At 36.1% G+C, this 21685-nt stretch carries 20 protein-coding genes and 4 tRNA genes; 1 reads left to right on the top strand and 23 read right to left on the bottom strand.

What is annotated here, in order from left to right:
- From F8154_RS13045 to cdaA, 17 genes are all read right to left on the bottom strand, one after another.
- On the bottom strand, positions 1–936 hold a 936-nt coding region (locus tag F8154_RS13045), incomplete at its 3' end, for a radical SAM protein (protein ID WP_151862064.1).
- The gene (locus F8154_RS13040; RefSeq protein ID WP_151862063.1) at positions 896–1555 is read right to left on the bottom strand and encodes a hypothetical protein; all 660 of its coding nucleotides are present in this window, start codon (positions 1553–1555) and stop codon (positions 896–898) included. The genes F8154_RS13045 and F8154_RS13040, both read right to left, overlap by 41 nt.
- Before the next feature lie 336 nt (positions 1556–1891).
- Positions 1892–2332, bottom strand: a complete 441-nt coding sequence (locus F8154_RS13035; protein ID WP_151862062.1) for a GNAT family N-acetyltransferase — start codon at positions 2330–2332, stop codon at positions 1892–1894.
- Between the two features lie 160 nt (positions 2333–2492).
- Positions 2493–2639, bottom strand: a complete 147-nt coding sequence (locus F8154_RS15210; RefSeq protein WP_192930301.1) for a hypothetical protein — start codon at positions 2637–2639, stop codon at positions 2493–2495.
- A 271-nt stretch (positions 2640–2910) separates the two neighbouring features.
- On the bottom strand, positions 2911–4740 hold the full coding sequence (gene glmS, locus F8154_RS13030) for a glutamine--fructose-6-phosphate transaminase (isomerizing) (protein WP_151862061.1): 1830 nt from the start codon (positions 4738–4740) through the stop codon (positions 2911–2913).
- Positions 4741–5148: 408 nt separating this feature from the next.
- A complete protein-coding gene (glmM, locus tag F8154_RS13025; RefSeq protein WP_151862060.1) occupies positions 5149–6498 on the bottom strand; it encodes a phosphoglucosamine mutase in 1350 nt (449 codons plus the stop codon).
- A 231-nt stretch (positions 6499–6729) separates the two neighbouring features.
- On the bottom strand, positions 6730–7272 hold the full coding sequence (locus tag F8154_RS13020) for a 2-oxoacid:acceptor oxidoreductase family protein (protein WP_151862059.1): 543 nt from the start codon (positions 7270–7272) through the stop codon (positions 6730–6732).
- 1 nt (position 7273) lies between these two features.
- Positions 7274–8020, bottom strand: coding sequence for a thiamine pyrophosphate-dependent enzyme (locus tag F8154_RS13015; RefSeq protein ID WP_151862058.1), 747 nt, complete (start codon positions 8018–8020; stop codon positions 7274–7276).
- Positions 8020–9081, bottom strand: coding sequence for a 3-methyl-2-oxobutanoate dehydrogenase subunit VorB (locus F8154_RS13010; protein ID WP_151862057.1), 1062 nt, complete (start codon positions 9079–9081; stop codon positions 8020–8022). Before F8154_RS13010 ends, F8154_RS13015 begins: the two co-directional genes overlap by 1 nt.
- A gap of 24 nt (positions 9082–9105) precedes the next feature.
- Positions 9106–9339, bottom strand: coding sequence for a 4Fe-4S dicluster domain-containing protein (locus F8154_RS13005; RefSeq protein ID WP_151862056.1), 234 nt, complete (start codon positions 9337–9339; stop codon positions 9106–9108).
- Between the two features lie 67 nt (positions 9340–9406).
- Entirely contained in the window at positions 9407–10096 is a 690-nt protein-coding gene (locus F8154_RS13000; RefSeq protein ID WP_243141254.1) for an ATP-binding protein, read from the bottom strand.
- Complete coding sequence (gene buk / locus F8154_RS12995; protein WP_151862055.1) at positions 10089–11165, bottom strand: butyrate kinase; 1077 nt, start codon at positions 11163–11165, stop codon at positions 10089–10091. Before buk (F8154_RS12995) ends, F8154_RS13000 begins: the two co-directional genes overlap by 8 nt.
- A 21-nt stretch (positions 11166–11186) precedes the next feature.
- A complete protein-coding gene (ptb, locus tag F8154_RS12990; protein ID WP_151862054.1) occupies positions 11187–12098 on the bottom strand; it encodes a phosphate butyryltransferase in 912 nt (303 codons plus the stop codon).
- Complete coding sequence (gene buk / locus F8154_RS12985; RefSeq protein WP_151862053.1) at positions 12091–13179, bottom strand: butyrate kinase; 1089 nt, start codon at positions 13177–13179, stop codon at positions 12091–12093. Before buk (F8154_RS12985) ends, ptb begins: the two co-directional genes overlap by 8 nt.
- A 222-nt stretch (positions 13180–13401) precedes the next feature.
- The gene (locus F8154_RS12980; protein WP_151862052.1) at positions 13402–15117 is read right to left on the bottom strand and encodes a sigma-54 interaction domain-containing protein; all 1716 of its coding nucleotides are present in this window, start codon (positions 15115–15117) and stop codon (positions 13402–13404) included.
- 160 nt (positions 15118–15277) lie between these two features.
- A complete protein-coding gene (locus F8154_RS12975) occupies positions 15278–16495 on the bottom strand; it encodes a CdaR family protein (protein WP_151862051.1) in 1218 nt (405 codons plus the stop codon).
- The gene (gene cdaA, locus F8154_RS12970; RefSeq protein WP_151862050.1) at positions 16488–17318 is read right to left on the bottom strand and encodes a diadenylate cyclase CdaA; all 831 of its coding nucleotides are present in this window, start codon (positions 17316–17318) and stop codon (positions 16488–16490) included. The genes F8154_RS12975 and cdaA overlap by 8 nt, the downstream gene beginning before the upstream one ends.
- 332 nt (positions 17319–17650) lie before the next feature.
- On the opposite strand from cdaA, the gene F8154_RS12965 reads away from it, so the two are divergent.
- Positions 17651–18310, top strand: a complete 660-nt coding sequence (locus tag F8154_RS12965; RefSeq protein ID WP_151862049.1) for a BON domain-containing protein — start codon at positions 17651–17653, stop codon at positions 18308–18310.
- Between the two features lie 70 nt (positions 18311–18380).
- On the opposite strand, the gene F8154_RS12960 is transcribed toward F8154_RS12965, so the two are convergent.
- From F8154_RS12960 to F8154_RS12935, 6 genes are all read right to left on the bottom strand, one after another.
- Positions 18381–19469, bottom strand: coding sequence for an NAD(P)H-binding protein (locus F8154_RS12960; protein WP_151862048.1), 1089 nt, complete (start codon positions 19467–19469; stop codon positions 18381–18383).
- Position 19470: 1 nt separating this feature from the next.
- On the bottom strand, positions 19471–20886 hold the full coding sequence (locus F8154_RS12955) for an aspartate aminotransferase family protein (RefSeq protein WP_151862047.1): 1416 nt from the start codon (positions 20884–20886) through the stop codon (positions 19471–19473).
- Positions 20887–21019: 133 nt separating this feature from the next.
- A tRNA-Phe gene (locus F8154_RS12950) sits at positions 21020–21095 on the bottom strand.
- Between the two features lie 99 nt (positions 21096–21194).
- Positions 21195–21270: transfer RNA gene (locus F8154_RS12945), tRNA-Lys, on the bottom strand.
- 12 nt (positions 21271–21282) lie between these two features.
- Positions 21283–21357 (bottom strand) — tRNA-Gly (locus F8154_RS12940).
- A 114-nt stretch (positions 21358–21471) separates the two neighbouring features.
- Positions 21472–21555 (bottom strand) — tRNA-Leu (locus F8154_RS12935).
- Positions 21556–21685: the final 130 nt, after the last annotated feature.

Raw genomic sequence — 21685 nt, 5'->3', positions numbered from 1 at the left:
GCATCCGTTCATTTCTCCTTTGTAGTTAATATGACATGTAGCCATACCTGCTGAACAAGAAATACCATCTTGGTTGTCTCTTATTTCTTCACTAAAGGGGTGCATATTAGTTGTTTTTTTGTATAAAGTCCAAATATCTACATACTCATTAGTAGTTAGAGCAATATCCTTTAGATTACGTCCTGTCTCTTCCCTTGGAGGCAGTAAGTTTCTATTGACTTGAAAGGAATATCCTTTATTATACAAGTATTGCAGTATGTTCTCCATATCATTATATAAATAACGATTTGGTGAAACAGCAATTTTAAAGGGAATATTTGCCTCTTGCAACTGAAGAAAGACCTTTTCTATCTGTGAGAATACACGTTTTCCAGTGACTTTTTCATAAACATCATCACTGGTTCCATATAATGAGATCTGTATGCTTTGAGGGGGCTTTTTTCTGAGATGCTCAATTGCCCTATTAGTAATAGAAAGTCCATTTGTAAATATGGTTATACGAATACCCATAGAGTATAAGTAATCATATATCTCCCAAAAACCTGGGTGTAACATTGCCTCTCCACCAGATAGAGTTACTTGGTAAACATCATTTTCTATAGCCTGTCGAAATATTTCCATCCATTGGGATGTAGTAAGTATAGAATGTAAACCTGCGTTTGATTCATCTAATTGCACATAACACATTTTACAGCTTAGATTGCATAAAGGGGTTAATTCACAATGAAGCGAAAGAGGTCTACCAAGCCTTAGGGCTCGTTGCTTAAGATAGAATTCATAGAACTCTTGCCCTTCAATATGGGGGTATTTTTCCAATGCATAGCCTAAAAACTCTGGTAATGTTAATGTAGTCATTTCAACTAAGGCACTGTACTCTTTTTCTGTGAGCTTTTTCTTAAGTGGACTCTTCATCTTTCTTTCCTTTCGGGCTTTCATATTTTAGCCTTCTAATTTTCCATGTTACATTATCGAACTTTTTTAATAGATTAATTGATTCTAAACGAAACAATTTTAGATTTTCTAAATTAAAAATATTATCAGTTTTGGGACTTTTCTTTATCTTTGTAAAAAGTACATTATTTATGTAACCATCCTCCAGTATCTCTGGATAACAGTCAATATAAACTATTTCCTTTGACTTTATAAGTAAATCATTAGATAATGGTTCTTTTACTTGAAATCCTGTTTTATCTTTACAGGCCTTGTTTACATATGAAAAATGCAGAAGATTTACAGTTGAGCAAACATCAATCCCCATTTCTAAGAGTGCTTCAGCATCATCTCTAACCCCCTTAGAGCTATCATCCACATTCCTGCCCCTCATAACTAGCTCATCTAATACAACCAAATCAGGATTTTCATGTAAAATCTCTTTTATTGAGTATTTACATTTTCCATTAATATCATCTCTATGCCCATCATATATATGGGCGTAGCAAACCTTGTCACCTTTTATCTCCCTTTGCTGTGCAAACTTAACCATATGATAGGTTTTACCTACACCAGGGGCATAGCTAACAAATAAATATAAATCGCCTTTTTGCTTTTTACTCATTTTCTTTTCCTTTCAACATTAGCATCTTTTCTATTCTAACATCTTAGTCACATTCTTTCAATAAATCTGCTTACTTCTTATAACTTAAAATTTATGTATAAATAATCTCTGAAGGGCTTTGCCACTTCATATTTCCATACTGTAATGAGTGATGGAGAAACTTCTATTACCACCTCATTCTCCATATGCATTGAGTGGGCAAAATAGATTATAAGATAGTGTTTAATTTTGGTCTTATGTAACGTTATAACTCCATTAATATCTTAATGAGTTTCTCTAGACAAAACAATCCTTCAACTATGTTACGCTTATTAGGAATGTCGTTTAGCTACAAACTTAATATTTTGGTATGTATAACCGCATAAAAAGATAACCGTCCTCCAGATCGTCTGTTATTTCAAACCCTACTCTACTCCATAACCTTTGTGCCGCTATATTTTCTGGCTTAACTGGTAAAGAAATTTTATTTGCTTTGCATTCTTTACATAAATAATCAACACAAAGCCTAGCTGCTACCACTCCATAGCCTCTTTTCTGAAAACGGCTATCTATCATAAAATTTATGATTTGATGGTTCTCTTCGCCAATATACATTAAAACGTAGCCCACCATCATATCATCGGCATAAATTGCAAAGGGGCGCGAATCATTATAAAACACCCACGCCTCGGCCAAAGACCATGCGACAGGGTCTACAAAGTCTGCATTGGCAACAGATGCACTCAAATTCAGGCACTCTTCATAATTATGTTCGTTAATCGTTCTTAGTTCTACCAAAATAATCCTCCCTTTTCAAATATAGTTAAGGTTATTTAGTTTAAATATTTCGCCCTATGCCTATTTCCTTTAGTGTTGGTATAAAAGAATTGTACAACATAGCTCGCAAACAGTACAGCAAAATCCATGCCAGTAGCCATGTCCTTGTTATTTGTGGAACTCAAATCATTACCTGCATAGATTTATAATACTTAAAGTTAAAATTATCTATCATTTCTATATGATTATTTCTAATTACTCCACCAAAGTTCTTTAGTAACTCTACCTGTAAATTATTTATATTTTCATCACCGTCGAGGAATTTCATAAAATTCCTCAAGACTCTGGATTCAGTTTTTTCTATATTATCAGAAACTAATTTATAAAAAAAAGATATGTTTTGGATTATACTTATTGAATGTCATATTTTTTACTTCATTTTTTCACCTCCAAAATATCGAAATAGGAGAATAGCTTGTATGCGCTATTCTCCTTTTATTTTCATTCAAATTTGTATTTTTTATCTTTTCTCAATCTTTTCGAGAAATTTCTCAATATTTTTGAGAACCGACAACAACCTGTATTTCCTCGGAAATACTTTATTCGACAGTAACCGATTTCGCTAAATTTTTTGGTTTATCTACATCACAGCCCCTTGCTACAGCAATATAGTAGGATAAAAGCTGTAATGGAATAACACTTAATATTGGTGTTAATTGGTCTAATGTATCTGGTATATATAAGACTACATCTGCTGTTTTTTCTATTTCTTTATTTCCTTCCTTTGCTACTCCAACAACAAAGGCTCCCCTAGCCCTTACCTCTTGTATGTTAGAAAGCATTTTGTCGTATAAGTGATCTTGTGTTGCCAGTGCTACAACCAATGTGCCATCTTCTATCAAAGCAATAGTACCATGCTTTAACTCGCCTGCTGCTATGGCAAAGGAGTTAATGTAAGAAATTTCCTTAAGTTTTAGTGAACCCTCATGGGCTACGTGAACGTCTAAGCCTCTTCCCATAAAGAAAACTTTTTCGTTATTGAATTGTCCATCGGCAAGATGTTGAATTTTAGTTTGATTATCTAATATTTTTTGTATTTTATCTGGCATTGTCTTTAGCTCGTTGACTTTTTCTTTGTATTGTTCTTCTGTTATAGTACCCTTTACAGATGCCATATGAAGGGCAACTAAATACATTGCAACCAATTGAGTTGTGTAGGCCTTAGTTGATGCAACTGCAATTTCTGGACCCGCCCAGGTATAAAACACATCGTCTGACTCACGAGCAACTGAGCTTCCAACTACATTTACAACCGAAAGCACTCTTGCTCCCTTTCTTTTAGCTTCTCTTAATGCTGCAAGGGTATCTAAGGTTTCTCCCGATTGGCTTATGGCAATAAACAGGGTTTTATCATCCACAAAGGGGTCTCTATATCTAAATTCAGATGCCACATCAACCTCTACAGGGATTTTTGCAAACTTCTCTATTGCATATCTTCCAACTAATCCTGCATGGTAGGCTGTACCGCATGCCACAATGTATACCTTATTTATATTATCCAAGTCTTCCTTAGTTAGTTTAATTCCATCAAGTGTTACCTTTTCTTCTTTATCTAGCCTTCTCAACAGGGTTTCTGAAACTCCCTTTGGCTGTTCATGGATTTCTTTAATCATGAAATGCTCATAGCCTTCCTTCTCTGCTGCCTCGGCATCCCATGTTACATTAAACACTTCTCTATCCATTTGTTGACCTAAATCATTAAAGATTTTAACTTCTTTTTTTGTTAATAAAACTACTTCATCGTTTTCAATCAGGTGCATTTTTCGTGTGTACTTTAATAATGCTGGAATGTCTGATGCAATGAAGTTTTCTCCTTCTCCAAGACCTACAATAAGTGGACTGTCTTTTCTAACAGCAACTATTTTGTCTGGCTCTTCTTTGCAGATTACACCTATTGCGTAGGCTCCCTCCATTCTTCTTATGGCCTTGTACACTGCTTCTAATAGGTCGCCTTCATAATAACAGTCGATTAAATGGGCAATTACCTCTGTGTCAGTGTCGGACTTAAATTCTATTCCTTTTTCCTCCACTAGCCATTCTTTAATCTTCATATAGTTCTCAATAATTCCATTATGGATTACTGCAATATTGCCGGCTACATTTGTGTGGGGGTGTGCATTTCTGTCGGAGGGTTCTCCGTGGGTTGCCCATCTTGTATGCCCTATTCCTACTACGCCTGTTAAGGTTTCCTCTTTTAGGTGGTCTGCTAAAACATTAAGTCTACCCTTAAATTTTCTTACATGAAGGTCATTATTGTCATAAACTGCTATACCTGCTGAATCATATCCTCTATACTCTAATCTTGATAACCCTTCGATTAATACTGAGGTTACCTCTTTATCACCTATATATCCTACTATTCCGCACATATTTATTCTCCTTCCGGATAATTTTTATATTATTAGTTTCTGCAAAACTCCTACTCATAACTCCTTCTTCCTAAAACTCTTTAAGCCATTTTTTCAATTGATACATCAAATAAAAATGCCAATACAAAAAAGCCTCTGAATTTTGCCCATAGCAAATCACAGACCTATCAGCTAAAGCCTTTTTGTCCCATCAATCACTCAATGGTTTTGTAGACTTCTAACGGTGGCGATTCACCGCAGGGCACCCGCCGAAAATCTCGATTAACCCTGTCCTCGTCAGCTTAGATAACATTTTATCATAAGCTCTGGCGCTTCACATTATTAAGTTGAATAGTCCTTCATGGGCATCCCTCCTTAAGATATTTGATGGGGTTAATCTTCACCAATCAACCCCAATATATTTTTTTATTATTGACCCAGCCTTGATTCTATCATTTTAGCAAGGTTTGTAGCAAGTGTACTTAGTTCCTCTTGGTTTTGTCCTTCTAACATAACCCTTACAAGGGGTTCTGTACCTGAGGGTCTAATTAAAACCCTTCCCTGACCCTGCATAAGCTCTTCAATTCTGTTGATTTCAGAAGCAATTACCTCATCATTTAAATATGCTTCTTTTTTATCTTTATTAACCTTGGCATTAACTAATACCTGTGGATAGGATGTCATTATTCCAGCTAAGTCAGAAAATGGTTTTCCTTCTTCTACTATAGTATCAATTAATTGTAAGGCTGTCAATAATCCATCCCCAGTTGTATTATGCTCTAAAAAAATAATATGTCCTGATTGCTCACCCCCAAGGCTAAGTCCATCCTTTATCATTTCCTCTAATACGTATCTATCTCCAACCTTAGTTTTTGTAACAGATAAGCCCTTTTCCTTCATTGCAATGTCTAAGCCTATATTACTCATTACGGTTGCAACAATTGTGTCTTTTTTTAGAGCCTTATGCTTCTTAAGTCTAGTACCGCATATAGCCATTATATGATCGCCATCAAGAATTTGACACTTTTCATCTACTGCTATTGCTCGGTCTGCATCGCCATCAAAGGTTATTCCCATATCTGCCGAGACTTCCACTACTAATCGTTGAAGTACCTCTGGGTGGGTGGAGCCACAGCCTAGGTTAATATTTAATCCATTTGGAGAATCATTTGCCACAAATACCTCTGCTCCAAGCTCTTTAAACAGCTTTGGTGCTACATGGTAGGCTGCCCCATTGCCTACATCTAAAGCTATTTTCAAGCCAGTAAAGCTATGTTTAATAGTTGTTTTTAAGTAATTTATATATTTATCTGCTGCATCCGTCAAATATGACAAGTTACCTACCTTTTCCTTTAATGCACGATAGGGAACCTCTTTATCATTCAAGATGTAATCTTCTATTTCACTCTCCACATCATCTGGAAGCTTAAATCCTCTATGATCGAAAAACTTTATGCCGTTGTATTCTGCGGGGTTATGGGAGGCTGATATAACAACACCACAATCGGCATTTAAGTATCTAGTTAAATAAGCTACTGCTGGGGTTGGTATTACTCCAAGACTAATGACATCAATCCCCATAGATAAGAACCCTGATATCATTGCTGTTTCCAATAGGTCACCTGATATTCTCGTATCCTTACCAATAACAACTTTTCCCTTTTCTTTATTACTTAGTAATAGAAATCCACCAACTCTTGCTAATTTATAAGCTAATTCTGGTGTTAAATCTTTATTAGCTATCCCCCTAACACCATCTGTACCAAACAATTTACCCATTTAAAAATGCTCCCTTCCTATAGCCTATCTTTATTATTTTATCATAACAACGTTATAAACTCAATTTCTTGCTAATTATGAAATTATAATATTATTACCCATATTTAATGTATTATATGATTATAAGCTATAATGGGAGCTACTCTAATAATACTATTGAGTAATATTTGTATAGTTTGTTTTAAATGAGTAAAAAACTCTCCTGCTTTTACAGAAGAGTTTTTATTTAGTCTATTTTACGCAATTAGCTCCACGCTCTAATGCTTCTTTGTTTAGAGGTACAAGATCCTGTTTACTTGGACCAAACACCTTTTTTAAAGCATCGATAACTGTTTCTATTGGTACTATCTTAGTTAATTCTAGGTAGGCCCCAAGCATAACCATATTGGCAACCTTGCTATTACCTAATTCATTGGCTATTTCATTGGCTGGGACATAATATGCATTTATATCTTTTCTTTCTGCCTTTTTTTCTATTAATGAGCTATTAATTACTAGCTTTCCCTCTGGCTTAAGGTTTTCTTCAAATTTGATTAGTGAAGGTAAATTCATAACAATAGCTGCTGTAGCATCACCTGTTATTATTGGAGAGCCAACTGGACTATCTGATACTATTACTGCACAGTTTGCTGTACCTCCACGCATTTCAGGACCATAGGATGGTAGCCATGATACTTGCTTATTCTCTATCATACCTGCATATGTTAGTAGCTGCCCCATGGACATAACCCCTTGTCCTCCAAAGCCTGCCATAATGATTTTTTCTGTAGCCATATTATTTACCCTCCTCTGGTGTACGGAAGTTTCCTAATGGATAGTAGGGAATCATATTCTCTTCTAGCCATTTTAATGATTCAACAGGTGTAATTCCCCAGTTGGTTGGGCATGTTGAAAGTATTTCTACTATACCAAAGCCTAAGCCAGCAAGCTGAACTTCAAAGGCTTTTTTGATTGCTTTTTTAGTCTTTCTGATGCCGGCAACATTATGAACTGTTGTTCTTTCTACAAATACAGCTCCATCTATTGTAGCTAGCATTTCTGACATTCTTAAGGGCATACCCGTATCAACAGCATCTCTCCCGTATGGAGCTGTTGTTGCCTTTTGACCTATTAGGGTTGTTGGTGCCATTTGACCACCTGTCATACCATAAATTGCATTGTTTACAAATATAGTTGTTATCTTTTCACCTCTGTGGGCTGCATGAATAATTTCTGCTGTACCTATTGAAGCAAGGTCTCCGTCTCCTTGATAGGTGAATACAACTCCCTCTGGTAATACTCTTTTTATTCCTGTAGCAACAGCTGGCGCTCTACCGTGGGCAGCTTCATGCATATCGCAGTTGAAGTAGTCATATGCTAAAACTGAACATCCTACTGGGGCTACTCCAATAGCATCCCCTAAAACCCCTAATTCTTCTAAAACTTCACCCACAAGTCTATGGATAATACCATGGGTACATCCTGGACAATAGTGGAATTGCTTCTCAGCTAAACCTTGTGTTCTGTCGAAAACTACAGCCATTATTTTGCACCCCCCCAAATTTCCTTGACTTTTTCCATAATCGCTTCTGGTGTTGGAATCATTCCGCCTGATCTTCCATAGAAGTGAACAGGAAGCTTACCTTCATTTGCAATTTTTACATCATCTATCATTTGTCCCATACTCATTTCTACACTCAACAGGGCTTTACAGGTATTTGGTATTTCTGCGAAGGCTTTATAAGGGAATGGCCATAATGTAATTGGTCTAATTAAACCTACACTAATTCCTTCCTCTTCTAAAGCATCTATTGCATTTTTTACTATTCTTGAGGTTGTACCATATGCTACTAAAACTACCTCTGCATTATCCATTTTATACATTTCATGTCTAACTTCTTTTTCTTCTATAGTTTTGTACTTTTTATCTAATTTAATGTTATGCTTTTCTAACTCGGCTGGGTCTAATGCTAAGGAATTTATGATATTTGGCTTTCTATTTCTTTTAGTTCCTGTTGTTGTCCAATCCTTATCGGGCAGGTCTCTCTTTTTAGGTTCTTTAAATTCAACTGGCTCCATCATTTGACCGATCATACCGTCTCCTAAAACTATTACTGGGTTACGATAATAGTCTGCAATATCAAAGGCTTCAATAGTTAAGTCTACTGCCTCTTGAAGTGTAGCTGGTGCATATACTAAGTGTCTATAGTCTCCATTTCCTCCACCTCTAGTTGACTGATAGTAATCGGCTTGAGAAGGCTGAATTCCACCTAAGCCTGGGCCACCTCTACTGATATTTACTATAACACATGGAAGCTCTGCCCCAGCTAAATATGAAATACCCTCTTGCTTTAATGCAATTCCTGGGGAGGATGATGAAGTCATAACCCTTGCTCCTGTACCTGCAGCACCATATATCATATTTATAGCAGCTACCTCAGATTCTGCTTGAACAAAAACTCCATCTATTTTAGGCAGTTCCCTCGACATGAACTCTGGCAACTCATTTTGTGGTGTTATTGGGTATCCAAAAAAGTGCTTACATCCTGCTTTTATGGCAGCTGCACCAATGGCTTCGTTACCCTTCATTAATACTTTATCCATCTTTTTCCCTCCAATCAATTTATGTTATTTTTCCTCTTCTATTGTTTCTATTTTGATAACAACATCTGGACAAATTGTTGCACAGTTTCCACAGGCTATGCACTTCTCCATTTCATCTACTGTGGCAGGATGATATCCCTTAACGTTGATCCTGCTTTTGTTCATTTTAACTATGTCAACAGGACAAACAGTTGTACAAAGCTCACATCCTTTACAGCGATCCTCAGTAAAAATTACCTTACCTTTTCTTTTAGGCATTTTACAACCCTCCTTGTGGTGTTAAGTTAATATAAAAAACCATCATCGACTAAATGCCTCCGGTATACTACATCCAAGCTTCTCTCATAATCATTTTTATTGGCATTATGGTTCCTTCAATATTCTCGGGAAGCTGGTGAATTAATGACTCAACTACGGCTGTATATTTGATTGGTATTTTAGTGGCTTGGCTCACCCGTCTGCATAACTCTTGACCCTTTAAAATTTGGTCTACTGTAGTAGCTCTAAGTAAGTGGGTATTATTTATAAGACCCGTAACCCTAGCCCTTGTGGTTCCTTCAATTGAGGTAATATGGTTAATAACACCCTCTAAGGTCTGTGTTTCAATACGATTACCATTGACTACACAAAACATGTCATATTCTCCCTCAATGAAGTAATCCTTATATCTACCTAGGGTTCTGGCTCCCATTGAATCTCCACCTACATCCAGTACCACATTACAGGATTTATCCTGCAGTGGACCTAATACATCACCCGATACTGCTGGCAGGTCTGAGCCTGAGCCCTTCACATAACTAGATACTACTTTTACACCATGCTCCTTCAGTAACCCATGCTTTTCTCTACTACGAAAGTAAGGATTCACAACATCAAGGTCTGCAAGTGCAACATTTTTTTCTTCCTTTGCAAGCTTAATTGCGTAATTGATTGAAAACTCAGTCTTGCCACTACCATAATGACCTATAATTACACGGATTCTATTATCCTTTAGCATTTTATCACCTTTATTCATATCTTTTAGCTTCTTCTTCTCCTCGAAGTACCCTTAGTCCGCCTTCTGCTAAAGCAATCATTTCATCTTCACCTGGGTATATCAGAACCTGTGAAATAAATTCTACACTATCCGTTATCCAACCAGTAAAGATTTTATCATAGGCGATACCACCAGTTAGTATAACTGCATCAACCTTACCCTTTAATACAGCAGCACAGCTACCAACCTCCTTAGATACTTGATAAGCCATGGCTTTGTAAACTAACTCTGCCCTTTCATCACCATTTTCCATCATTTTTACAACATCTCTACCATCATTTGATCCTAGGTATGCAACAAGTCCACCATTGCCTGTTATTTTTTTCTTGATTTCAGCATGGGTATATTTACCTGAGAAGCAAAGCTTTGCTAAGTCTCCAACCGGTAAACCTCCTGATCTTTCTGGTGAAAAAGGTCCTTCGCCATCTAGTGCGTTATTTACATCGATTACTCTACCCTTTTCATGGGCTCCGACTGAAATACCTCCACCTAAGTGGGCAACTATTAGGTTTAATTCTTCATACTTTTTACCTAACTCCTTAGCAGCTCTCCTTGAAACAGCTTTTTGATTTAATGCATGGAATATACTCTTTCTTTCTATATCTGGCATACCAGAAATACGGGCAACATTATGCATTTCATCTACAACAACTGGATCAACTATATATGCTGGTATATTCAATTGAGTGGCAATTTCGTGGGCCAATACCCCACCGAGGTTAGAAGCGTGTTCTCCTAAAACTCCCACCTTTAAATCCTTTAACATTTTTTCATCAACAAGGTAGGTTCCACCTGTAATTGGCTTTAGTAGCCCTCCTCTACCAACAACTGCTGCTAGCTTAGTAAGATTTATATCTTTTTCGTTTAATGTTTCAAGTATTACTTTTTTTCTAAACTCATATTGTTCAAATATATTGCCAAATTTACCTATCTCCTCTGAAGAGTGACGTAAAACCTCTTCAAAAACTGGCTTTTCATTATCAAATATTGCGATTTTAGTCGATGTTGAACCTGGGTTAATGGTTAAAATTCTAAATATATCACTCATTATAATTCACCTCACTAAATTTTAATTAAACAGCTTTGCTGCACATAACACACCTAAAGCAATAGAGTATAGTTTTGCTTCATCGCTATCTGCCCTTGATGTCAATACAACTGGTGCCTTAGCTCCTACAATTACCCCAGCATTTTTTGCCTTAGCAAAGAATACCATAGATTTATAAAGGACGTTACCAGCTTCAATATCTGGTGCCATTAAAATATCTGCATAGCCTGCCACTGGGTGATTAATACCCTTATGCTTAGCTGCCTCAACAGAAACTGCGTTATCCAATGCAAATGGACCACCAACAATACAGCCCTTTATTTCACCCTTCTCATTCATTTCTGTTAGGGCTTGAGCATCCATTGTGTCGGGCATTTTAGGATTTGCCTTTTCCTTTGCACAAACCACAGCAACCTTTGGTGTTTCAATATCCAAGCCATAGGCAACCTCAACTGCATTTTCTATTATTTGCTTCTTTGTTTGAAGGTCTGGGGCAATATTCATTGCAGCATCTGTCACCAAAAACAATCTATCATAGTCAGGAACATCAAAAACAGCCACATGACTTAATACATTCCCTGTCCTTAATCCTACTTCAGCATTTAATACCGCCTTTAAAACAACTGATGTGTCCACCATCCCCTTCATTACCATGTGTGCTTTACCTGAAGAGACAAGTTCAACAGCTTTAAGTGAAGCCTCTGCTGGATCCTTTATATCTATTACCTGAAAGCTATTTATATCTATATTGGCTTCTTTAGCCCTTGCATCAATTTCTTCTTTGTTTCCTACTAGGATTGCATCTGCAATTCCTTCTTTTTTAGCAGCGTTAACGGCCATAAGCACTTCAATATCTTCAGCACATGCTACTGAAATTGTTTTTGGCCCTCTTTCTTTAGCAATTTTCATTACATCTTCAAAGCTTTTAATCATTTATTTGCACCTCATTTTCGTAAATCTTAGGATTCTCCAAGCCCTTAAGTACCCTCATGGCACCTTCATTTAAGGCTATCATCTCATCCTCCCCTGGGTGAACCTTAAAGGGTGCTATGAACTCGACTCTTTCTTTTATATAATCTGTAAGATATTTTGAATGGGCTAGTCCACCTGTTAAGACTACTGCATCAATTTTTCCTTGAATAACTGTTGCCATTCCGCCTATTTCTTTGGCAATTTGATATGCCATTGCATCATATATAAGCTTAGCCTTCTCATCTCCTGCTTCTATCATTTTTTCCACTTCTCTAGCATCATTAGTTCCAAGGTATGCAGTTAAGCCACCTTTTCCCCTCATTTTATTCTTAAGCTCTGCTGCTGTGTATTTCCCTGAGAAGCAAAGCTTTGCAACGTCGCCAACTGGTAGTCCACCCGCTCTTTCTGGTGAAAATGGCCCCATTTCATTGGCGTTATTGTAGTCAATAATTTGTCCTTTTCTTATAGGTGCAACGGAAATACCTCCACCTAAATGTGCAATAAGTAGATTTAGTTCCTCAAATCTCTTGTTCATGCCTGCTGCTACCCTATGTCCTACTGCTTTAATGTTTAAGGCATGTCCAAGGGATCTTCTTTCTATTTCTGGTAATCCAGAAATTCTAGCTATGTCCTCAAATTCATCAACTGCTACTGGATCAACTATGAAGGCTTCAATTCCTTCAAGGTCAGCAATTGCTTTAGCAATAATTCCTCCTAAATTAGAGGCATGCTCACCCTGATAGCCTATCTTTAAGTCATTAATCATAGGCTGACTAACCTTATAGGTGCCTCCTGGCAATGGTCTTAGCAATCCACCTCTTCCAACAACAGAAATAAGCTGATTTAGTTGAATGTTATTGTCCTTAAGCCAGTTAAGAATAATGTCTTTTCTGTACTCGTATTGATCAGTGATTTTTTCATACTTTTCTAGCTCCTGTGGCGAATGACTTAAATTTTTTTGTAGAACGTTTTCCTCACCACTGAATAATGCTACCTTTGTTGATGTAGAGCCTGGATTAATTGTTAAAACATATTTTCTCATATAATCACCCCTACCTTTTTATATTGTTAGTATGTACTAAAAACTATTTTTTGTCTTTTCTACAGTATTCATACTGTATACATTACTTATTATATTTAAGCAAGTGCCATGCCAACTCTGTCATAAGGGTGTAGGTGTTGAAATAGCTTTTGTTTTTTAGCAATATTGATAATCGTGCAAAATTTTGCATGAAAAAAAATGCATAGTAGTATGCAATTTTTTTCATGCTTCATGATGAATTTTAAATTTTTCTATTTTATAATAGAGATTTCTAACTGATATATTAAGCTGTTTAGCTGTTAAGGTTCTGTTTCCGTCATTTTCCTTTAGTCTTGCTTTAATAATTTCTTCTTCATATTCTTCAAGGGCTTCTTTTAAGGTTTTAACCTGTTTACTTTTAATTTTTTCTGCTTCCTTTATTATTTTTTCATTATCAAAAAACTTTGGAAGTCGGTCTTTAGTAATAATATTTTCACTATATTTCATATTAACTATTGCTCTACTAACGTAATTTTGTAACTCCCTTACGTTACCAGGCCAGTCATAGGCCATTAGCTTATCTAATGCATCCTTTGTTATATCCTCTACATTTCTACCATATTCTTGATTGTAGTTTTCAATTATATGTATAACCAAAGGATATATTTCATTTCTTCTTTTACGTAATGGAGGTATTATGATGGGAATAACATTTAGTCTATAATACAAGTCCTCTCTAAAGGTCCCTAATTCTATTGCTTTTTCTAAATGAATGTTTGTTGCAGCAATAACCCTAACATCTATATGGATTGGATTTGTACCTCCTACCCTTACTATTTCTTTTTCCTGTAAAACTCTTAGTAGCTTTGCTTGGGTGCTTATTGGTATTTCACCTATTTCATCTAAAAAAATTGTGCCTCCGTGGGCCTCCTCAAACAAGCCTATTTTACCACCTTTTCTAGCCCCAGTAAATGCTCCCTCCTCATAACCAAAAAGCTCACTCTCTAAAAGGTTTTCATTTATTGCAGCACAGTTTACTCTTACAAACTGATTATATTTTCTATTGGATAGGTTGTGGATTGCATGGGCAAAAAGCTCTTTGCCAGTTCCGCTTTCTCCCCTTAATAATACAGTGGCAGGAGTTACGGCAGCTTGCTTTGCCTTCTCTAAGGCAGCCACCATTCCCTTATCTAATGCAATAATATCGTCAAATGTATATCGGGCTTCCAGCTTTCTTATTATTTGCTTTGCCTGCATTAGCTCTCTATTTAATTTTTTAATATCGGTTAAATCATGTAATACGCCGACACTGCCCTTTAACTCACCATCAACAATAATGGGTGCTGCATCTGCTACTACCTCTTTACCATGGGGCCCCACCTTAAGTCTAGCACTTTTAACGGGTTTTTGTGTCTTTAGCACCTGCATATGTACACTATTACCCTCATAAATGTCTGCAGCTGCCTGCTTACCAATAATTTCATTCTGCTCCAACCCTGTTAATCTTGTATATGCAGGGTTAATTAAAACATGTATTCCCTTTTCATCACATACAGTAATTGCATCTTGGGTGGAATTAAATATGGCCTCCAATAGGCTTTGAAACTCCTTAAGCTTATAAATTTCATGGGTTAAATCAATAATTTCACTAATATCCCTAAAAACTGCAACGGCTCCTATTACTCTTCCCTGTTCATCCTTTACAGGCATCCTACTTGTAATTATTTCAGTGTTGTTTATAATTTGCTTTCTGTTAAGCTCAGTTTCTCCAGTTTTTAAAATATAGGGAAGTCTTGTACTGGTAATATACTTTTCAACAGGTTTACCTAACACGTCACCTTCCTTTAGACCTGTGATTTTTTCTGCAGCACGATTAAAGAGGGTAATTCTACCCTCTATATCAACAGCAAAAATAGCATCATGGGTACTGCTAAGTATTACATCTAGCTCCTTCTTCATTCCTACACCTCATTTGAAGATAAATCAGTTCATCTTAGGGACGCAACTAATACTACCTCTTCTTAAGGGAAAGATAAGTGTCGCCACGCTCCGAAATATGTACAACTAAAGTTCAGGTGGAGTAAAAGCTCCATCTGAGCTATATTTTGATTATGCTTTACTATTCTATTATTCTTACTGTTATACTTTCGGGAATTAATTCTATACTATTTATTTTATCTAAAAATGGTCTAAGAAGGCTAACCTCTGGTTTAACTGTATGTATCCCAGGCCCTAATCCTGTAAGGTCAATTGTAAGGTTGAAGTGCCTTTCTTCTAACACTTCAATAATCCTTTCTGGCGCAGAAACTATCACCTCTAGGGTCTCTGGAAGCCTTTCCCTATCAACATTATACCCTTCTGCAAGGTTTGAAAAGGAGATTATATCGCTAGATAGAGCAAATGTTTCTTCAGCAATTTTTTCTACAGTTATAGTAACTGCCACTTCAGATTCATCTAGCTGTGTTGCTGCCTCTGGCAGTATAACTGGTAAGCTAACCTTGGTGGTCTCTGTTAAGTTCACAAGCTGTAGGAACTCCGTTTCAACAATTGAAATAGGGTTAACAATTTCCTCCTGACCTCGAATAGTAATATGCTCTGGTACAACATCTATCTCTGTAATCTGATATCCTTCAATAGTTGATGCATCAATGTTTGGTTCTACTTTAACAGTTCTTAATCTATCAACTTCCATGAAAACGTCTATATACTCTGTTTGTATATCTACACCATGCACCTCTACACCTCTACTGTTGAGGGCCTTCAAGGGTAAGCTTGCTGGTATATTTTCATGTCCATCATCTGCATTAAGTGTAGCAACAATTTGACTAACTGCATTTATACTGCTTTCAGGGCCTTCTATCCATGCAGAGGTAGGCTTGTATTCAGGTCTTCCAAATATGTAGCCTGTTCTTGGACTACCATCAACAATTAAATTTACTTCCTTCTGCTGTCGTATAATCTCTTCTAATTCAACTCTTACAAACTTAGGAGAATAGTCTATAGTAAGATTATCAGGGGTTAGTATTTCTACAGGTATGCTATTTATACCAGCACTGTAGCCTCTTATATCAGCAGTAGGACGGAAATCTCTTTGTGCTATTTTACCAATGTCATCTCTTCTACCAGTTACTTTAATGTTGACTGTAGGCTTATCATCTCCAATAAGTACTAGATCCTGCTGCCTAATCTCATCTACACCAACCAGTTGGACAGATACATTGTTAAAACTGGTGGTTATTTCAGGGTTTATGTCGGTCATAACATATATCCACATGACTAAGGCAAATAAGATAGATATAACTTTAGCCATAGCATTCTTAGTGAAAAGCTTATTCATCTTCTTTATGCCTCCATTTCATTCTTAAAAACTGCCATTGTTTGTTTTCCTTTGATTTAAATGAGTCCATTATTAAAACCTTTAAGGTACCAATATCGAGAAATCTTTTTAACATGCCATTTTCAGCCAAGGAGATAGCACCAGTTTCTTCGGACACTATAACAACTAAAGAATCAGACCTTTCAGTTATACCAATTGCTGCCCTATGTCTTGTTCCTAATTCTTTACTAATGCTCTGGTTTTCAGTTAGAGGCAATAGACAGCCAGCAGCCAATATTTCTGTTTTGCGAACTACCACTGCACCATCATGCAGGGGAGTATTTGGCATAAAGATATTAATTAAAAGTCCTCTGGATATTTTTCCATTTATTGGGGTTCCAGTTTCTACAACTTCATTTAGTCCTGTGTCTCTTTCAATTACAATTAGTGCACCTATCTTTTGTCTTGATAAGGAGCCCACTGCTTCAATGATTTCTTCTACAGTAACTCTTATCTCTTCATCCTGTATATCTACTATTGATTTAGTCAAAAACTTTGTTCTTCCAATATATTCTAATGCCCTTCGTAGCTCTGGCTGAAAAACAATTAAAAGGGCAATTAACCCAACAGTCATAGTATTTCTAAGTATCCAGTTTATTACATGTAGCTGAAGCCAATCACTTAATTGTGTTGCAATTAAAAGCACTAAAATACCTTTAATTAATTGCTCTGCCCTTGTTTCTCTTATAAGCATATATAGTTTATAGAAGACAAATGCAACAATTGCCATATCTGCTATATCTTTTACACCTATATTTCTCAATAATTCTATTAGCTGCTGCATTCTAAACACCTCATAGTTTACAAGTTATTAATATTATCATTTCAATATAAACCCCAAAAACCCTTTTTCCATTTTAAAAAATTTATAGGCTTTACATACTATTTTACAATAACTCCACTATCTATATTGTACTACAAATATAAAGAAAACCATAAATCTACTGTAATATATTTAAAAAAATTTTTTCATAATTAATGTGTTACTTTGCTTTATTTAACCTATATACATTTCTATATATGATATTTATTCCCTTTATAAACATATTTAATTTAATTTGAGATAAACTAATGCTAATAAAAAAATAAATATTATCACTAGAAAGGAAGGTTTTCGTGAATAAGCAAAACTCAGATCATATACTGGAAGAGATAATTAAAAATAGAATTCATAAGAATATGCAGGCTAGTGGGATGGATATTAAGCTTTTTTGTAGAGATGGACATGTACATCTATCAGGAATAGTAGATCTATTGGCAGAAAAAAAAGAAGCTGAAGAAGTAGCCAGGCAAATTGATGGAGTAAAAAGTATTGACAATAAAATTACTGTTGCTATGGATAGTAACATTACCGATAAGCATATACATAAGGAGGCTACTGAAAAATTTCAGCAACAGGAAAATCAAGCAGTTAAAGGTGTTGGTATTAAAGTTAATGACGGAGTAGTAAGCTTAATAGGAAGTGTCAACACCTTAAAGGATGTTGATTTAGCAATGAGAATAGCAGCTGAAAACCGTGGTGTCAAAGATGTTGTTAATAATTTAAACATTGACTCATTTGGCAAATATACTGATGCTAGTATTAGTAATAGGATTTTGCAGAGTTTAAGCCAAACTGACATAAGCTATAAAGATGTACACAGGGAAGTTTCAGGTGGAGTTGTTTCATTATTTGGCTATTTAAATAGTCAACAGGAGGTGGAATTAGCCAAAGAAATAGCTATGGATGTAGAAGGGGTGAAAAAGGTTATCAACCACTTGCAGGTTCGTAAGTAGTATGAAGGGGTGAAGTGTTTACAAATTTTTAGTTGCAGGTTTGAAAACACCTCACTCATATTTAACAGCCTTAATTTTGACTGACATGCAGCCTTTTTTCTATTGCGTCCATTACACTCCCAACATACTCTGCATTTATAACTCTTTCAAAGCTCCTTAAGCCTGCTAGCTTAAAGCCGTGCTTATTTGCAAGTCTTCGTATTTCATCAACCTTGTGAATATCTATTACCCTCCCAATACTGTAGTTCTCATACATTCCTTCAAGGGCCAATATCATTGTTTCTGCCATGCAGGCATAGGATAGTTCTGGTGGAAATCCGAAGTTGAAGTTAAAGCTTGTACCCTCTGGTACTTGAATAACTCCTCCTTCAATAACTAATACATCTTTTCTTTTCTGTTGCACTTCTTTAGAAACATCTCTAGGTCTAGCAACATCACATATTACTGCTCCTGTTTTAATAAACTCTGGTTCTACTATATCATTTATACTGCTGGTTACTGTAATAACTGCATCTGCATCCTTTATACCTTCTTCAACACTTATGGATACTTCTATTGTTTTTTGTAAGAATCTATTATTTAAGGACTCTTTTAGTTCCTGCAATTTATTTGGTTCCCTAGCAATTAATGTAACCCTTGATGCTTCTCTGCAGGCCAGCTCTGCACATACTTTACCGATAGAGCCTGTTGCCCCTAATATAGCAACATGAGAATCCTCAATTTTTTTGCCTAGTAAATTAAGTGCTTCTTTTGTTGCATCATATGCTGCAGCTACTGTATAGGTATTACCTGTTGTAACAGCTATTTTAAGGTTATTTGCTACTGTAATTCCAGCATCTCCAACAACTGATGTAAATGCTCCAAGTCCTATAATTTTTGCACCATATTTCTCTGCTAGTTTACCTGCTTCAATAATTTTATTAATGACTTTTTCTTCTGGTAGCTCCATTATTGATTTCGAGGTTAAAGGAAGTCCTATAAAATACCCTTCTGCCTGTGAACCTGCACCTTTAACATTAGTTATTTTTGAAACTATTGATGGCTTAAGCATGGTAGTTATTGATTCTATCATTCTATCGGGAAGTAGCTTTAAATATTTATATTTTCTATAGATATCATTCATTTCTATAGGGTGGATAATAAAGGCAAATTTCTCCATTTTAAACCTCCTTATCTTTTGTAATTAGGTTTTTTATGGTTTGCATTGTCATTCCCGATAATCCTTTATAGTCAGTCAGTACAGCTTCAAGGGAGTCTACAAAATAATCTATCTCAGGGTATGTTATAATTAATGGTGGTTCTACACGAATGACGTTTGGATTATTTAAAGTGTAAGCTGTAATAATTCTGTATTTGTTTGCTAGCTCCGAGGCTATCATTCCTCCAAAATACTCCATCAAACTCGTTTTACGATCACCTAAAATGCTGTCTAACAACTTATTACTTATTTTAGTATTATTGAATTCTAAGCCTATCATTAAGCCTCGTCCCCGTACATCTTTCAATATTGAATACTTATCTTTAAGCTTCATTAAACGAGAAATAAAGTACGCTCCTTTTTCTCTAGCAGCAATATGTAGCTCTTCTGCATGTATTACCTGTATCGTTGTAATTGCAGCTGCACACCCCCATGTGTTTCCTCCAAAAGTGGATGTATGCAATAGGCATTTATCCAATGAGCCGTAAGCTTTTTTCCATACCTCTTCAGTAGTTGTATAAGCTCCCATAGGGATTATGCCACCCCCCAGTGACTTAGCCATGCATAAAATATCTGGTGTAATTTCCTCTAAATCACATGCAAACCAATCGCCCGTTCTACCAAAGCCAGTTTGAACCTCATCAGCGATAAAAAGAATTTCCTTAGATCTACATAGCTCGTATGCTTCCTTTAAAAAACCTATTGGGGGGATAATGACTCCGCCTTCACCTTGTATTGGCTCAACTATAAAGGCAGCAATATCATCATAATTATCAATAGCTTTTCTTAGCTCTTGAATATTTCCAAAGGGTACCTCGGTTGCATTTGGAACCATTGGCCCATAGTGTTTTTTATATTTGTCTCTTCCTGTAACGGAGAGGGCACCTAATGATTTTCCATGGAAGGAATCTTTACAGTATATAATTCGTGATTTTCCTGTAGCAATTTTAGCTATTTTTAAAGCTCCTTCAACAGCTTCAGCACCACTATTACAAAAAAATGAATATTTTAATTTTCCTGGTGTTATCATAGATATATTTTCTGCTAGAACTGCTGCAAATGGATTTAAAGCTGTTTGTAGTAGGTTTGGTGCTTGTTTAATTAAGTTTAATTTTTCTAAAACCTTATCATTGTTATGACCAAGATTGATTGCACCATAGGCCCCTAAAAAATCTATGTATTGGTTACCACTCTCATCCCATAAGCTTGTCCCTTTTGCCCTAACAAATCTCTTGTTTAACTTCAATAGCTTTAATAATTTCAATAGATACGGATTTATATATTCAATGTATCTTTTTTCAAGGTCTTCGACATTCATATCTAATGCATCTTCAATACCTTTTAATTTATGATTATTATCAGCTGTTACTGTCCCCATAAAATTCCTCCTTAATTTTACTATATCCATAATCGTTACCATATTTTAGATTGTTTATGCATATTATGAAGGTATTTAATGGGTTTTTAAGCACACTAAAAAACCCAGATGCTTTTATGATCTGAGTTTTAAATGGTGCCCAGAGGCGGAATCGAACCACCGACACGGGGATTTTCAGTCCCCTGCTCTACCGACTGAGCTATCTGGGCCTATTAGATGTGGCATATAGGGTTGCCTGTTTGTCACATTTTAATAAAAAACTTCTGGTTTTGTCAGGCACTCTGATTTCTGACTTCTAATGTCTAATATGGTGACCCATCCGCGACTCGAACGCGGGACACCCTGATTAAAAGTCAGGTGCTCTACCGACTGAGCTAATGGGTCATATAAAATAAATGGAGCGGAAGACGGGATTCGAACCCGCGACCCTCGCCTTGGCAAGGCGATGCTCTACCTCTGAGCCACTTCCGCTTAATATATGTTAGTTACCAAAAGCCTGAGTTCCAGAGCTTATGGTAGATTTTTTTTCTAAATAAAGCTTATTCAATTCTGCCTTACAGGTACTCTAGTTTTTAATTAAAAGTATGGTGCGGGTGGAGGGACTTGAACCCCCACGGATAAACCGCTAGATCCTAAGTCTAGTGCGTCTGCCAATTCCGCCACACCCGCATAATATTAGTTAAAGATTAATAATTTAAAATTAAAAATTAAAAACAAAGTCTTGCATGTGTTCTTAATCTTACATTTTTCATTATTAACTTTTCACTCACCGTAAGGTGTTATGGTGGAGGGAGAAGGA

Source organism: Alkaliphilus pronyensis (assembly GCF_009017275.1).
Lineage (GTDB): Bacteria > Bacillota > Clostridia > Peptostreptococcales > Natronincolaceae > Alkaliphilus_C > Alkaliphilus_C pronyensis.
Note: the sequence above shows the minus strand (reverse complement) of the source record. Positions and strands in the feature narration are given on the sequence as shown.